Source organism: Mariniphaga anaerophila, assembly GCF_900129025.1.
GTDB lineage: Bacteria > Bacteroidota > Bacteroidia > Bacteroidales > Prolixibacteraceae > Mariniphaga > Mariniphaga anaerophila.
Genome location: NZ_FQUM01000002.1, coordinates 585,058 through 601,227, shown reverse-complemented (window position 1 = coordinate 601,227; position 16,170 = coordinate 585,058). Strand labels below are relative to the sequence as shown.

General features: G+C 39.2%; 6 protein-coding genes. 5 read left to right on the top strand and 1 reads right to left on the bottom strand.

Annotation, left to right across the window (positions count from 1 at the left end; all coding sequences use genetic code 11):
* Positions 1–39: 39 nt before the first annotated feature.
* Entirely contained in the window at positions 40–4,131 is a 4,092-nt protein-coding gene (locus BUB08_RS05640) for a hybrid sensor histidine kinase/response regulator transcription factor (protein WP_175549956.1), read from the bottom strand.
* A 492-nt stretch (positions 4,132–4,623) separates the two neighbouring features.
* Here BUB08_RS05640 and BUB08_RS05635 point away from each other — a divergent pair, with 492 nt between their 5' ends.
* The 5 genes from BUB08_RS05635 to BUB08_RS05615 all read left to right on the top strand — a co-directional run bounded on the left by BUB08_RS05635 (position 4,624) and on the right by BUB08_RS05615 (position 16,168).
* Entirely contained in the window at positions 4,624–7,899 is a 3,276-nt protein-coding gene (locus BUB08_RS05635) for a SusC/RagA family TonB-linked outer membrane protein (RefSeq protein WP_072999681.1), read from the top strand.
* Between the two features lie 15 nt (positions 7,900–7,914).
* Complete coding sequence (locus tag BUB08_RS05630; RefSeq protein WP_083570614.1) at positions 7,915–9,717, top strand: RagB/SusD family nutrient uptake outer membrane protein; 1,803 nt, start codon at positions 7,915–7,917, stop codon at positions 9,715–9,717.
* 43 nt (positions 9,718–9,760) lie between these two features.
* Positions 9,761–12,862 (top strand): SusC/RagA family TonB-linked outer membrane protein, encoded by a 3,102-nt coding sequence (locus BUB08_RS05625; protein ID WP_175549955.1) that lies wholly within the window; start codon positions 9,761–9,763, stop codon positions 12,860–12,862.
* 11 nt (positions 12,863–12,873) lie between these two features.
* Complete coding sequence (locus BUB08_RS05620; RefSeq protein WP_072999675.1) at positions 12,874–14,637, top strand: RagB/SusD family nutrient uptake outer membrane protein; 1,764 nt, start codon at positions 12,874–12,876, stop codon at positions 14,635–14,637.
* A gap of 106 nt (positions 14,638–14,743) precedes the next feature.
* Positions 14,744–16,168: a sialate O-acetylesterase gene (locus BUB08_RS05615; RefSeq protein ID WP_072999674.1), complete on the top strand. Its 1,425-nt coding sequence runs from the start codon at positions 14,744–14,746 to the stop codon at positions 16,166–16,168.
* The last annotated feature ends 2 nt before the right edge of the window (positions 16,169–16,170 follow it).

The window sequence follows — 16,170 nt, the reverse complement described above, 5'->3', positions numbered from 1 at the left end:
CTGGATTTTTCATGGACTCTTGTTGGAGAAATTGGGTTGCTATTTCTTTAAATTGCGTACAAATTGTGCCGGAGTTTCCCCATATTTTTTCTTAAAAATACTTGTAAAATATGATTGACTTTGAAAACCAATTCTGATAATAACCTCTGAAATTGACAAGTCTTCTTCTGCCATAATTTGTATCGCTTTTTGTAAACGGATAGTACGTACCAGTTCTTTTATAGGCATGCCAGTTATTTGCTTTACTTTTTGGTATAAACGGGTGCGGCTATACCCCATCGTGTTACTAATGAAATCAACATCAAGGTTAACATCTGAAATATTTGACTCTATTAACTTTAACAGATTATCGTAAAAAGCTTTGTCCTTACATTGCACTGTATCTTCAATGGTGTCTGATAAATAATTCGAGGAAATATATTTTTTTATCCTTTTCTTATTATCAAGCAGGTTCCGAATTGTTGAGTGGAGCAATTTCAGGCTTACTGGTTTGCTAAGATAAGCATCGGCTCCTGCGTTGGTGCCTTCAATACGAGCCTCCAAAGAATTCTTAGCCGTCAGCATAACAAAAGGTATCTGATTATTTTTCGTGCTGTTCTTCAGTGTTCTGCACAATATGTTTCCATCCATATTGGGCATCATCATATCACTCACTATAATATCAGGCGTGTTATCCTGAATTATTTCAAGAGCATCCATGCCGTCAACCGATTGTATAATCTGAAACTGGTTTTGTAAACAACCGGACAGAAATGTTCGAACCTCATCATTGTCTTCTACTAAAAGAAGCAGCGGCTTTTCGTCAACTCCAAATTCGTTATCGCCATTTTTCTTCTCTTTGAGAAGCAATTCTTTTTCCTGCCTGTCGAGTAATATATCTCCTGTTGACGCGTTTTTTTGCTCTTCTTTGGCCAGGAGTCCTATTCCTCCATAATCTTCCCTGCGACAAGGAATCGAGATAAAAAAGTCTGTACCTTTATCACGCTCACTGGAAACCAAAAGGCTACCTTTATGAAGCTGAATAAGGCTTTTCACCAGCGCAAGCCCTATTCCCGAGCCCAGGTGCGGATCGTATTCCGAATCATGAATACGGTAATACCGGGTAAATATCTTATTTATAGATTCTTTTGAGATGCCTGTCCCTGTATCGCGTATATAAAACCGGATGCTATCCTTTAAAGGTTGCTTGGCTGAAATTTCGTATCTATTATCAAATGCAGGTTTATACTCATCTTGTTCAGTTAACATTTTAACTTCAATTGCACCTCCCTTTTGTGTATATTTAAATGCATTATTTAATAGATTCAGGAATATTTTCTCCATAATTTCAGTATCAAACCATACTCTTCTTTCCTCCTTCGGAATATCAGTTATGAGTTCGATCTGCCTAACTGATGCCAAGTTATAAAAGTCTTTAGATAGTTTATGCAAAAAAAGGTTAACGTCCTCCTCCTGTAGTGTAAGCTCAGGATTTTCTGTTTCTGTTTTTCTGAAATCCATCAGGTTATCTATCATACACATTAGTCTTCTTACATTTTTCACCAACACCTCTCCGTAAGAAGCATTCCATCTGTTTTCCTGAGAAAACTTTTCTACTGTTCCTAAAATCAATGTTAATGGAGTTCTGAATTCGTGGGATATATTTGTAAAAAACTCAAGTTGCAGTTCATGAATACGTTCATTTTGGACTTCGTGTATCTCTTTTATTTTCAACTGTTTTTTCAGGTTTATCCATCGCAACAGGTAGAAATATATTATATAAAAAGACAATAAGAACAAAATTAAATACATGCCCTTTGCCGAACCAGACAACCACCATGGTGGCTGTATTTCAACAGGTAAAGAATATGTGTCAAAGCTCCATATTCCATCAGGATTAGATGCCTGCATTTCAAAAATATATTTTCCGTAAGGGAGGTTGGTGTAATAAACCATATTAGAATGGGAAGGGCTTAATTTCCACTTTTTATCGTATCCTACCAGACGATACAGAAACTGGCAGTTTTTAGGGCTTGCATAATGTGTAGACGTCAGACATAATGTAAGATTATTTTCTTTGTAGTTTAGCTTCAATTTATCTGACAATACTTTTCTGTGGTTATTAACCGCTATTGCAGAAACCCTCGGTTTTGCTACCAGCATGTTATCCAGAATATTTTCTGGGTTAAAATAAACAACACCTTTAATACCTCCCAAATATATCAATCCATCCTTTCCAACGCAAGAAGCTCCAACCTTGTAACTATTGGTTGTAATCCCGTTAACAGGTCTGTACGACTTAAAAACTCCTGTTTTTTTCTGGTATCGAACCAATCCATTTCCTCCTCCCCAAATATTTCCCTGATTATCGATCTCGATGCATTCAATGTCTCTTTGGTTTATGCCTTCCTCCGAGGAAAAAATTTCCGCTTTATAGTCCCCGTCCGGAAGTAGCGTCATCCTGTTTATTCCGCCTCCTATGCATCCGACCCACAATATTGAATCATTTTCACGACGAATGGAACATATGTAATTAGAGCTTAACGAATGTTCCTTTTTTTCATCTCCCTGATAAATATATGCTTCTGAAACATCTCCCTTCTTGTCCAAAAACAATCGGATGATTTGTTTTCCTGACGAATAAAAAACTTCAGGGCGAAGAGAATCTGCATAAACGGTAATAATTCTCGAAGGAGAAAATGCAGGATAATTAGAATTTAAAGTTTTAAAGGCACTGGTTTCAAATTGCCCGTTTTCGTTTTCGCGGATACGGCAAATACCACTATTCCAAGTACCTACCCATATTTGATTAAAACAGTCTTTGGCAATGCATGATGCTTCGGACGACGGAAATCCAGCCTCTGCGTCCATATGTACAAAACGCAGTTGTTTTCCGGAAGTAGAGGAAACCATATCCAAGCCCTTGGTATGTCCTATCCACAAGTGTCCGTTACCATCATTCAGCAATGCTCTTATACCGTCGGCTCCGATGCTTTCAGATTCGTTTACGTCATGAGTGAATGCAGTAAAAATTCCGGTTTCTTTATTCAAACGATTTAGTCCCATTGAATTCGTACCCAGCCAAAGATAATCTCCATCGTCTGCTATTGCCCTGACTATTTTTTCTGATAATGTATTTTTAGAAAAAGGCAAATGCTGTATCTGAAGAAAAGGTTTCTGGTGTAAATCAAAAATATTTACCCCTCCTCCATAGGTAGATATAAAGAGATTATCGCTTCTGTCTATAAACAAATTGCTAATAAAATCGGAGTTCAGGCTACTATTCAAATTACCTGCATAAATGGGTTTACAAGAATATTGATTTACTTCATTATGTAAAAAAAATAAACCTTTTAACGAGCTTACCCAATAATTTCCCTGGCAGTCTTCAACAGCATCAGTAATCAGTCCATTCGAAAAATCCACGGGCATTCGTTTCACTTTACTCAATACATTATTGTCGTTTCGAAATAACGTATTCACATCTTCTTCACAACGAAACAGGCTTTTTTCGGTGGCGAATAACAGGTTATCGTTTGAATCGATTAATGAAAAACGAATTGTCCCTCCTTCTGTCTTACTTAGTGACTCTGCCAGCTTTAAATGAATAAACTCACTGTTCTCCTGCCAAACATATAGTCCTTCATCGGTACTTATCCAAACACGGTCTTCATTGTCGCAAAACAGAGAAAAACATTTGGCATTCAAGCTAAAGGGCTCACGCGTAAGAACGTTATTGTCATGTTTTTTGTACACAATGAGCCTGTTCCTGTTATTCTTTACAAACAGATAAAATTTTCCTGCTGCTACTATTTTTTCTATTTCATAGTCATCTTCAAAAATTACTTCATTTCGAACAGTCAGAGGAACGAAACATTCACGGTTTGGGTCAAATAGCTGAACGCCGGCAAACGTAGCCAGCCATAACATTCCATCAGTATCAACCGAGATATCAGTGATACGATTCAGGTAGGAATTGTTAATTTTACTGAGTTCGTTATAAAAGTTGTGAACTTTGTAGCCGTCATAACGACTTAATCCGGAATAAGAACCAATCCAGATATATCCATGTTCGTCCTGAACAGTTACATTGGCATCTGAATGAGGCAGCCCGTCATCTACTGTTAAATGCCTGAAACAAAAATTAGACACCTCCAGTTTTTTGTTTAGCGCATATGTGTTTTGAACAAAATTTATAGTTGTTAAAAGGAGAATCACCCAAAAACGCATATTTTCATCTTTAATCTTCAATGCCCGCAATGTACAAAAACGAATGTTCACCCCGCATGCCTTTTTCGTTCGTTTATTTTGCTCTATTGTACAAATCATAATAAAACATAGAGGATAAGTATTTTTAAAATAAAAAAACAAACGATTTTAATAGCTTATTTGTACACCCGGCTCCTAAATTTGTGCGCACAAATTAAAATCTGAAACTATGGGATTAAACAAAAAATCTGGTTGCTTACAAAATTTCACCTGCATAACTGCACTTCGGTTTATGCTCAAATGGGAAAACTTAAAATTATCTGTTAACGAAAAATCTCATGCTTATGGAAATAACAAAATTCATCCTGTTTAAAAGGGGTAAAAGGTCATCTTTTAGCATTGCTTTTAATGTTAATCAAATTCTAATATTCAGTCATGAAGTATAAATTACAAAATCAACAAAAAATATTTTCTTACCGTTTAAAGAGGATTATTCTAATCGGTTCTCTTTCTTTATTTCACATAATTACTTCACCCGGCACAGTTAGTGCAATCCCGGATAAAGTCAGTATTGAACAGCAGAACGAAACCATAAAAGGGACAGTGGTTGACGAAAGCGGAGAACCACTTATTGGGGTAAATATTGTTGTGAAAGGCTCGACAAGATATGGAGTAGTTACAGATATTGACGGCAATTTCTCCATTTCTGTCCCCATGCCTGTTACTTTGGTATTCTCATACATAGGGTATCAATCACAGGAAATAGAAGTTACCGGCAACAAAGCCATCAGAATCAAAATGGTTTCGGATGTAGAAACTTTCGATGAAGTTGTAGTAGTTGCTTACGGAGCTCAGAAAAAAGTAACTATAACAGGATCTGTTGCATCTGTTACCAACAAAGACCTACTCAAGACACCTACAACCAATGTTGCTTCGGCGCTTGCAGGACGGCTTCCCGGCTTAACTACTATTCAAACAAGTGGAGAACCCGGACGTGAAAATGTAAATCTCTTCTTAAGAGGTGCGGCTACCACTAACGGAACGAGCCCCCTTATTCTGGTAGATGGAGTCCCGTATGATAACCTTTCCAGTATCGACCCACACGAAATTGCCAATATTTCGGTATTGAAAGACGCCTCTGCTACAGCAGTGTTTGGTGTGCGCGGGGCCAACGGAGTAATACTTATTACTACAAAGAGGGGGGAGAAAGGCGAAGTTGAAGTTAATGTGTCTGCCGAATATAGTATGCAACAATTTGCCTTTCAACCGGAACGCATCAATTCATGGGATTATGCGGTATTGCGCAATGAAGCAAGGAAAAATGAGGGGGCCGGCGACTATTCTGAATTTTCAAAAGAAGATATAAGGCTGTTCGAAACCTGGGAAACAGGAAACCCGGAAGATCCGTATTGGCATCCCAACCAGAACTGGCAAAATATACTGTTTAAAAAGTTTGCGCCTATGGTTAAAACCAACGTAAACCTTTCGGGAGGAAGCGATAAAGTTCAATATTTCATCAATACAGGCTATGTTAACCAGGGAGGTATATTTAATGTAGAAAATAAGGAGCAGCTAGGTTATAATCCTCAATCTTCTCTTGACAGATATAATTTCCGCTCAAACATTGACTATCATTTTAATGAAAATATTAAAGTCTTTGCGAACTTATTCAGCTATGTTGAGAAAGTAAATTCTACCAAAGAATCTATTTCCGAAATTTTCGTAGGGTCATTGACCCACCGTCCCACCTCGGCCGGTCCGTTGTCCAATACCGACTACATGTTACAATTCAATAATGTGGTTAGCCCGGCATTACCCAACCGGGTAGTTTGCGATCCTAATGATCCGCTGCGTTCTGCATACGCATTGCTAAACCGGGCAGGATACAGAGAAGATACCAATTCAGGATTAAATGCTGTTGCGGGCTTAGACATTGATTTAGGATTTATTACTCCTGGCTTGTCTACCAAAGCCCAGGTTTCTTATGACAGCCATGCCAGATCTACAATAGTAGGCGATCATCCCTACGTTCGTTACCGGTGGATAAGAAACGGCGACGATGACTACATTTATACACTTGAAGGAGGAGATGACGATTCAGAAGGACCGATTTCTGTAAGTAAAGGTACTGCTTCGGGCTATTTCTTAAACTTACAATGGCAAGTTAACTATCAAAAATTATTTGGGGAAAAACATCGTTTGGGAGGGCTGGTTTTAGCCCAGAGAGATTACAAGGAAGCCTCTCAGGATGACAATGTAACGGATAAATACCTGCCTTTTAATGTAATTGGACTTTCTGTCAGAGGCACCTATGCTTACGATGACCGCTACTTATTTGAGGTAAATATGGGTTACAATGGCTCCGAGCAATTCTCGCCAAATAAACGTTTTGGTTTTTTCCCTGCGGTATCCGCCGGATGGGTTGTCAGCAATGAGGCCTTTTTGAAAAATAATGACGTCATCACAAACTTAAAAGTAAGAAGTTCTTTCGGGAAAGTTGGTAATGACAAAATTGGCAATGCCCGCTTTTTGTACCTCGACAAAATTAATCCAAACGGATGGACAAATGCCGACGTTTTGGTACTGCCTGTTCCAAGTTTAGGCCATGGAGGAAAAATAGAGGAAAATTATATTGGAAATCCTGACATCACCTGGGAAATTGCGGAGAAGCAAAACTATGCCCTCGATTTAAGTTTATACAGAAATTTCACTCTGGCATTTGACTATTTTGTTGAAGATCGAGATCAGATTCTGATTTCCCGCGGAATTATTCCTGAAATTCAGGGCAGGCCTCAATATACTTTGCCAAAGGTGAATATGGGGAAGGTGAATAACAAAGGGTTTGAAATTGAAGCAGGATACAATAAAACAATCAATAAAGACTTCTCACTGGGGGTAGGGCTTAATTATAGCTACAATAAAAATAAAGTATTGTACGCTGACGAAGCTCAGCTGCCCGAAGATTATGCTTACCGTTATCGGGCAACAGGATTCGCCCTCGGCCAGAACTGGGGGTACCAGATAGACCGTTCGGTAGATGACGAAAAAGGGAAAGACGGAAGCGGCTTCTTTAATAGCCAAGAAGGTATTGAGAAAAGCGGGTTGAAATATGAAATTGGAACTCCACTTCCCGGAGACTTCATTTATATTGACCAAAATAACGACGGGGTAATTAACGACAGGGATATCGTTCCTATCAAATATTCAAGTTTATTACCTCAATCAACATATGGCGCCAGTTTGAATCTTCAGTTTAAAGGACTTGACTTTTCTTGTTTAGTTCAAGGGATTGGCAAGTTCAGTAAATATTATGCAGATGCCGGTATTTTCGAAGAATTGAGTGCTAAGGCATATTTCGATATGCACATGGACAGATGGTCGGAAGAGCGTTATGAACAAAAGCTAAATGGAGAGGATATCAATATTTCACACCCCCGCCTGGCAAATACTACATCAACCAGCCACGTTATGAATGACTATTATATTATGGACGCTTCGTTTGTGCGGTTAAAAAATGCCGAGATAGGCTACACTTTCCCGGCAAGGGTTTGCCGCCTTATAGGTTCCGAAACTATTCGTTTGTATATCAATGGGAATAACTTATATACCTGGCACAACCTGAAGACAAAAGGTTTTGACCCGGAACAGACCGGACCTACGCAATATCCAAATATGAGAACATTTAATGTAGGATTAAATGTAATCTTCTAAATAAAACAAATGAAAATGAAAAAGAAATTCATAATATTATTAATCGCCATCGTATCTTTTTATTCGTGTGAAGATATACTCGATGTTACACCTGACGGGCGTGTTACACTCAACGAAGTATTTCAGGATCCTGAATTGACTGCGAAATACTTAAGTAACTGCTACAACAATATTCCAAAAAAAGGATTCTGGTATTACTTCTGGGCAAATATTCCTACAGGCATTTGCGACGAAACCTGGGATTGTGATGATGGTCAGGGATTGCAAATAGCAAAAATGTACAAAGGAATGACCAGCTCAACAGGACATCCGCTCGAAGAGCCTAACATTCCTTCTATGGATGGCCTTTACTGGAGTAAATACTGGACTCAGATACGTACTATCAATGTTTTTTTGGAGAGAATCCCTTCCGCTGTTGTAGAGACAGAAGCGATTAGAGAACGCTGGACGGCAGAAGCTCATGTGTTAAGAGCCTACTTTTTTCTCCAACTGATTAAATGGTATGGAGGTCTTCCTATTGAAACAGAAGCAATACCGCTGGACTACGATTACTCAAAAATGAAGAGAAATACTTTTGTGGAATGTGCAGAACAGATTGTAGATGACTGTGACTTCGCGATTCAATGCGAGACACTTCCCTGGAGAATCAAATCTGAGGCAGAAATTCACCGAATGACCAAAGCCATAGCTGCTGCTATTCGTTCAGAGGCCAGTCTATTTGCAGCAAGTCCGCAAAACAATGGTGGCGAAAACATTTGGGAATGGGCATACAAGGTTAACAAGGAGAGTTTAGATATGTTACTTGCCAATGGCTACGAATTATATACCAAAGTACATAATACAAACCTGTATAACAGTGCGTATGAAGAATATTTTGTTGAAACAGCCGATTTGAACGAAAACCCGCGTGACCGTGAAACCATATGGCAAAACAGGCATAAAGCTGCCGGGCACTTTGTTATCAGGGGCTTTCCTATTGAAGGGGGTTATATGGCAGGATGTGTACCTACCCAGGAACTTGTAGATGCTTTTGATATGGTTACCACCGGCAAACCTGTTCTGAATTTGGCTAAACCATACAAAGATGAAACAAAACTGCAACCCAATTACAATCCTGATTCAGGTTACGATCTCCAAAACCCCTACAAAGACCGCGACCCACGTTTTTATGCTACAGTATTTTATAACGGCAGTTATAAATTAATGTCGGGCATTTCAACAAAAATTGAAACTTATGTGGGAGGGAATTGTGGAATACACCCTAATAACCGCTCACATACACGTACCGGTTACTATTCCAAAAAATTTATGCACCCGGAATCAGGGCCACTGCGTCCGCAAGACGACGGAACATGGAAATACTATCGTCTGGGAGCTGTTTACCTGAATGCAGCAGAGGCAGCTGCCGAATGTGGCAAAACAGATGAAGCAATGAAATATGTGAACACAATCAGGCATCGTGCCGGATTTCCAGCATCTGTAGATGTAAAAGCATCTTCAAAAGAAGAGGCTATACTGTTGGTTCGCCATGAGCGCAGGGTTGAATTATGCTACGAAGAACATCGTTATTTCGACACCAGAAGATGGAGCATGCCTGACGAAGATAATATAGTTGAGAAATTCAGTACAGGAATGGAGATTACTAAAAACGCAGATAATACATTTTCTTATAAACGAATTCTTGTAGGTACTCTAGACTCAAGCTCCCCCAGCAAAATGTCATACGAAAGAAAATATCACTGGATGCCAATACCGTTGGCTGAGGTTTCCAAACTGGAGACTCAGACCGGTCAGAAATGGCAGAATCCTGGATGGTAATATTTTATAACAGATTGAAATTATGATAACAAAACAATATTCTTTGAGAAAAACAATCCTCCTCTTATTAGCCGCATGCTTATTGGGGTACAATACCTTTGCCGGGAACAATTATTCGGCAAAAAACCGGATGGAGCAAACAGCTTCAAAAAAAATTGTATCCGGGGTTATTATTGATGAGACAGGAAAACCTATTGTTGGTGCTGTTGTTTCTGTTCCTGAAACAGATTTCTCTATTTCAACCAACAGACAGGGAAAATTTGCGGTTCCTCTTACTGGCGACGTTGCCGAACTTCTGGTAGAATTCACAGGCTACAAAACCAAACTATTATCGGTAAAAAGTGGCGATGATGTTACCATCTCCCTTATACCTGATGCACACAGGCAAGATGAATACATACCTGTTTCAATGCTTCGAAAAGAAAGAAGAAAAAGTATAACAGGGGCTTTTTCAATAGTTGAAGGCAGTGAGCTGGAAAAATATCCGTCTGGAGGTTTTGCAGGCTCTTTAACAGGCAAACTTGCCGGCCTCACTATTCTCCAGGGAAGTGGCGAACCCGGATATGATGGTGTTGGAATGTTCATTCGTGGCCGTAATTCTACAAGTGGTAACCATCCGATTTTTGTAATTGACGGAGTCCCCTCTCCTACTTTCGACCTGAACATGCTTGACCCCAAAACAGTAGAATCTATAGCTATATTAAAAGACGCCGCGGCCACTGCATTATACGGGTTTAATGGTTCTGCCGGTGCTATTCTTATTACAACCAAGCGCGGTTATAACGGAGAATCACAAGTATCGGTGTCTGCCGATTTCTCCCTGCAGGAAGCTACTGTCAGGCCCAAAATGCTTCATAGCTGGGAGTACGCGATGTTACGTAATGAAGCTGCCAGCAATGACGATATGGACATGCCTTTTAGTGAGAAAAAAATTAATGCATACAGAACTGGAGAAAATCGCGAACTTTTCCCCGATAACAATTGGTACGATGCTTATATGAAGGACATTGCCCCCATGCAGCGTTACAATGTTAATATAAGCGGAGGGAATGGACGTGTCAAGTATTTCGTTAATACAGGATTTATAGAGCAAGACGCTTTATTGAAGGTACAGGAAAAAGAAGTATGTGACCCGTCAAAATATATGCAGCGATTTAACGAAAGAACTAATATCGACATTAAATTGCTTTCAAATTTGCGTGCTTTCTTAAATCAGATGGTGGTTGTAAAAAGAATTAATTCACCTGCATATTCGACAAGTGATATATTAAGTGGCATATTTAGCATGCCTGCTACAGAATACGGCCCTCTGACTCCTGATGGCAACGTTATTGCCACACCATGGGATACCAACCCCATTTATGGCAAAATAAACCGCTCGGGGTCCCAAAAATATACAGAAACAACAGTGAATGTTGCGTTGGGATTAGATTGGGATATAGGTTTTATAACCAAAGGGCTTAATATGAAAGGTATTTTTGGATACGAATCACGTCATCAAAGTGGAATATTCGGTTCGAGGAGTTATGCCCGCTATGTTAAAGACGACAGTAGTTATGATGAATTGGCTTTCAAACCTTTTGGCTCGTGGATTGATTCAGAGTTAAAACTAAACAAAGGCTCCAATTATCGTTACTTTATTAATTTCCAGGGATTTATCAATTACAAAAGAACATTTAATAAAGTTCATGAAGTTAATGCTTTCGTGAGCTATTTTAATCAAGATGTAATACAGGAAGGAGCTGGTTCACAACTGCTTCCTTATGATCAAATTTCATTTAACGGTCATGCCAAATATGGGTTCAACAGCAAATACTATATCCAGATGGATGCAAGCTTTATGACATCCGACCAATTCGGAGGGGAAAACCGTTACGGATTGTTCCCTACCATTTCTGGAGCATGGATTGCATCGAACGAAAATTTTCTTAAAAGTAATACCGATTCCTGGTTAACGCTGCTGAAATTTAAAGCTTCGTATGGAAAAGTTGGTAATGACCAGTTTACCGATCGCAGATACATGTATGAAGATGATATACGTTTAGGAAGTGGTGGATATATCAGCGGATTGTATTCCGGCGCTATCATTTACGAATCTTTATTGGGAAATCCGTATCTAAAATGGGAAGATTCCAGACAGCAGAACTATGGGGTCAGTATCGGTTTGTTTAACTCCCTTACTATGAATTTTGATTATTACATTCACAACCAGAGCGATGTACTGATTAAAAACAGCCAAATACCCGGATTGCAGGGTTTGCCCCTTGACTATTATCCGTATGAAAACAGCGGAAAAGTAAAAAATCACGGATTTGAAATTGAACTGGCATACGAGAAACAAATTGACAACGAGTGGCATATTAGCGCCTCCGGAAATATTGCTTACAATAAAAATGAAATTGTTGATATAAATGAGGTTAATCGCGCTTCAAGCAATTTTTTCTATCCATATCGCAGTACTGGCTATTCAATTGGGCAAAACTTCGGATTACTTGTTGACTATTCTAACGGAAACGGATACTTTAACAGTGAGCAGGAAATTATTGACAGTAACCTGCATTATGAGGGAATAGCTCCCCGTCCGGGAGACTTTATTTATAAAGACCTGAACGAAGACGGAGTTATCAACAATCAGGATAATGCTCCTATAAAATACAACACGCTTCCTCAACTAGCATACGCAGCAAACCTTAACTTAGCATATAAAGTCGTTGATTTATTTGTTCAGTTTCAGGGTATATCAAAAGTTTCAGGGTACTATTCAGGGATTGGTGTTAATGAAATATACAGCGAAGGCACATACAGCGAGCTGCATAAAAATGCATGGAGCGCCGAACGCTTCCAAAACGGAGAAAAAATTTCTTACCCGGCTTTGTCTACCAGTGCTTCTTCAAGCATACAAGCCAACTCCTTTTTCATTGGCGACAAATCTTATTTAAGGTTGAAAAACATAGAAATTGGATGCAATTTACCAAGTCGTTTGTGCAACAAAATTTCGACAGAAAAAATCCGCTTCTATTTGAGTGGAACAAACCTGTTGACATTTGACAATATGCAATTTAAGGATTTGGATCCGGAAACAAGCAGTTTATCAAGCTATCCCCAATATCGTACGTATAATTTGGGACTCAATATTATTTTCTAAAATAAAATCAAATGAGAGAAATAATAAAATATTCGTTGATTATTCTTACAGCTGCTTTGTTAGGCTCCTGTACAGAAATAGACATATACGAGGATGGAAGAATTTCCTATGATGAAATATTTCAGAACGATAAAAAAACAGCCGCATATTTGAATCGCTGTTATGCATATATCGAGCCATTAGGGATGCAATATTCTGACCACACTATGCTGGCTGCCTTTTCAGATGAAGCCCATGATGCCCGGGATGTATTAAACGGTAGTGCTTCAAGCTGGTATCAGGGCCGCATGACCCCTTACTATAATCCTATACGTAATGGATGGTGGGAGCACTATTGGGCCGGAATACGTCACTGCAATATTTTCCTGGATAACATTTATACCGCTCGCATTAACAACGAGATAAACCGCAACAGTTGGAAATATCAGGCTTATGCCATTAGAGCTTATTACTATTTACAACTTATAAAACGATTCGGAGGGGTGCCCATTGCCACCGAACCTTATCCTATGAACTTTGACTATTCACAAGTGAGAAAAAATTCTTTTGCAGACTGCGCAAAACAAATTTTTGCAGATTGCGACAGTGCTTTAACAGCAAAAGACAATGAACTCGGATGGATTGCTGGTAGTGCTGAAAGCGACAGGGGCAAGTTCACAAAAGCTGTTGTGCATGCAATTAAATCACAAACGGCTCTTTATGCTGCCAGCCCTTTGTGGAGTGACGGAACAATTACCTGGGCTGATGCGGCAATTATTACAACCGAAGCCTTAGAAGCTTGTGTTCAAAATGGGTACAGCCTGTATAAAAGTTACCCGGGTAGTACTGCCGGCTATTCTCCGTATGATGTGTATTTTTACACTCGTTCAGACGTCAACGGTGTTTCTGATAAAGAAACCATTTATGAGACAAAAAACGTGCAGTTGGCGATATTTAAATACTGTGGTTTACCAATTACCTCAGGTTCAGAAAAAGCAGGCATCTGTCCCTCTCAAGAGCTGATAGATTCATATGAAACCATTAATGGTAAAGCTCCTATTCTGGGATATAAAGATGCTAATCATTTAGAACCTGTCATTAATCCTGAAGCAACAGCATATAACGAAAACAACCCTTATGCGAACAGGGATCCCCGACTGAAAGCTTCTGTTTATTATAACGGAGCACCTTACAGGCTCGATGATGCAAACAGCAGGGTATGGACATATGAAGGAGGAAATTGTGAAATTTCAAAAACAAAATCCCTCAATACCCGTACCGGATATTATTTAAGGAAATTTTCCAACTACTCTTCCGATAAAAACACGAATAAAGACGGTTACTTTAAAGTGTTCCGTCTGGCTGAGTTATACCTTAACATGGCAGAAGCGGTTAATGAAGCGGCGGCAGCTCAGGGCAATGCCAATGTTCCCAAAAATGCGATTAACGCTGTAAATACGGTTCGCAACAGAGTAGGAATGGTTTCGGTTCCTGATAATATTACCTGTGACGAGTTCCGAAAAAAAGTAAGAAACGAAAGACGCGTGGAATTAGCATTTGAAGAACACCGCTTTTTTGATGTTCGCCGTTGGAAAATTTTGTCACAGACTGATAAAGTTGTAACCGGTATGAAAGCCATAAAAAACGACGGGAAATATACTTACGAGCGCATTGTCGTAGATAATGACAGAAAAGCTTACGATGATAAATACTTAATTTTTCCTATACCCGGAGATGAAGTTATTCGGTTGAAAGAATATACCGGGGAAAATTTTCAAAATCCGGGATGGAACTAATAATTAGCTGATCATTTTGTCTTTAATTGAAACGCCACCTTCTAAAAGGAAGGTGGTGTTGTTTTAAATATCTTTTTTACATATTATTGCTCTACATCTGAAAAACATGAAAAGAATACTATTTATTATTGTTGTTGTATTGACCAACATGACAACACTGCATGCAAATGTTATACTCCCTTCTGTAATTGGAGATAATATGGTTTTACAACGTGACGCAGAAGTTTGCCTGTGGGGAAAGAGTAACCGGCATACAACTATAGAAGTAACCACTTCATGGGATAACAAAGTTTACAAAACAACAGTCGACCAGGCAGGAAATTGGACTGTAAAAATAAAAACGATTCAGGCCGGCGGACCTTATTCCATATGTTTTGATGATGGAGAAAAAACTGTTCTTAGCGATGTTTTTCTTGGGGATGTTTGGGTATGCTCAGGACAATCGAACATGGAAATGCCATTGAAAGGCTTTACCGGCCAACCTGTAGAAAATTCGCTTAATGCTATTATTGAATCAGAACAGTATCCCGAAATTCGCATGTATACCGGAATCAAAACTCCGGCATTAACTCCTCAAGATGATGTTGAAGGAAGCTGGAAACAGGCGTCTATCAAAGAATCAGGGAAATTCAGTGCAGTGGGGTATTTTTATGCAAAAACCTTATATCAGGCATTGCACATTCCCATTGGCATGATTCACGTTAGTTGGGGAGGTGCCTCTATTGAGGCATGGATGAGCAAGGACATACTGAGAATGTATCCAAATATCAAACTGGACAATCTAAACCTGGATTCACCTCACCCGCAACAGGTTCCTACTCTTTTATATAACGGAATGCTTCGTCCGGTAAGTAAGTATACCATAAAAGGTTTTATTTGGTATCAGGGCGAAACCAATATTCCCAACTACGATCAATATACTTCTCTATTCCCTGACATGGTTAAAGAATGGCGTGTTTTGTTTGGCGATGAAAATCTTCCATTCTATTATGTGCAAATTGCTCCTTTCGTTTACAGCGGGAAAGACAAAGAAGAAAGTGCGTTTCTAAGGGAATCCCAGCTAAAGTGCACTACAATTATTCCCAATTCAGGAATGGCCATAACTTTGGATAAAGGAGAACAAAGCTGTATCCATCCGGCAGAAAAGGAAATCGTTGGCCAGCGTTTAGCCTATCAGGCTTTGGCCAAAACCTATCAGTTTGAAAATTTTCCATGTGATGGACCCAATTTAGAATCGGTAAATATTGAGCAGAATAAAATGATTCTTGCTTTTAAAAATGCAGAAATTGGCCTGTACCCCAGGTTAGTTGAGCTTGAAGGCTTTCAGATTGCCGGCAAAGATGGCAAATATGTTACAGCAAAAGCTGTGGTTAATAACTTTGGGAACACGATCGAAGTCTGGTCAGATGATGTAAAAGAGCCGTATTATGTACGTTATGGATTTAAAAACTTCTTAAAAGGCTCGTTATTTAATGCACACGGATTGCCGGCAAGTTCCTTTAGAACCGACGATTTCACACGTGAAAAATAATA

Bases quoted from the DNA above. Each gene is read 5' to 3' on its own strand.
- BUB08_RS05635 (WP_072999681.1), top strand. From the start codon at position 4,624: ATGAAGTATAAATTACAAAATCAACAAAAAATATTTTCTTACCGTTTA.
- BUB08_RS05630 (WP_083570614.1), top strand. From the start codon at position 7,915: ATGAAAAAGAAATTCATAATATTATTAATCGCCATCGTATCTTTTTAT.
- BUB08_RS05620 (WP_072999675.1), top strand. From the start codon at position 12,874: ATGAGAGAAATAATAAAATATTCGTTGATTATTCTTACAGCTGCTTTG.
- BUB08_RS05615 (WP_072999674.1), top strand. From the start codon at position 14,744: ATGAAAAGAATACTATTTATTATTGTTGTTGTATTGACCAACATGACA.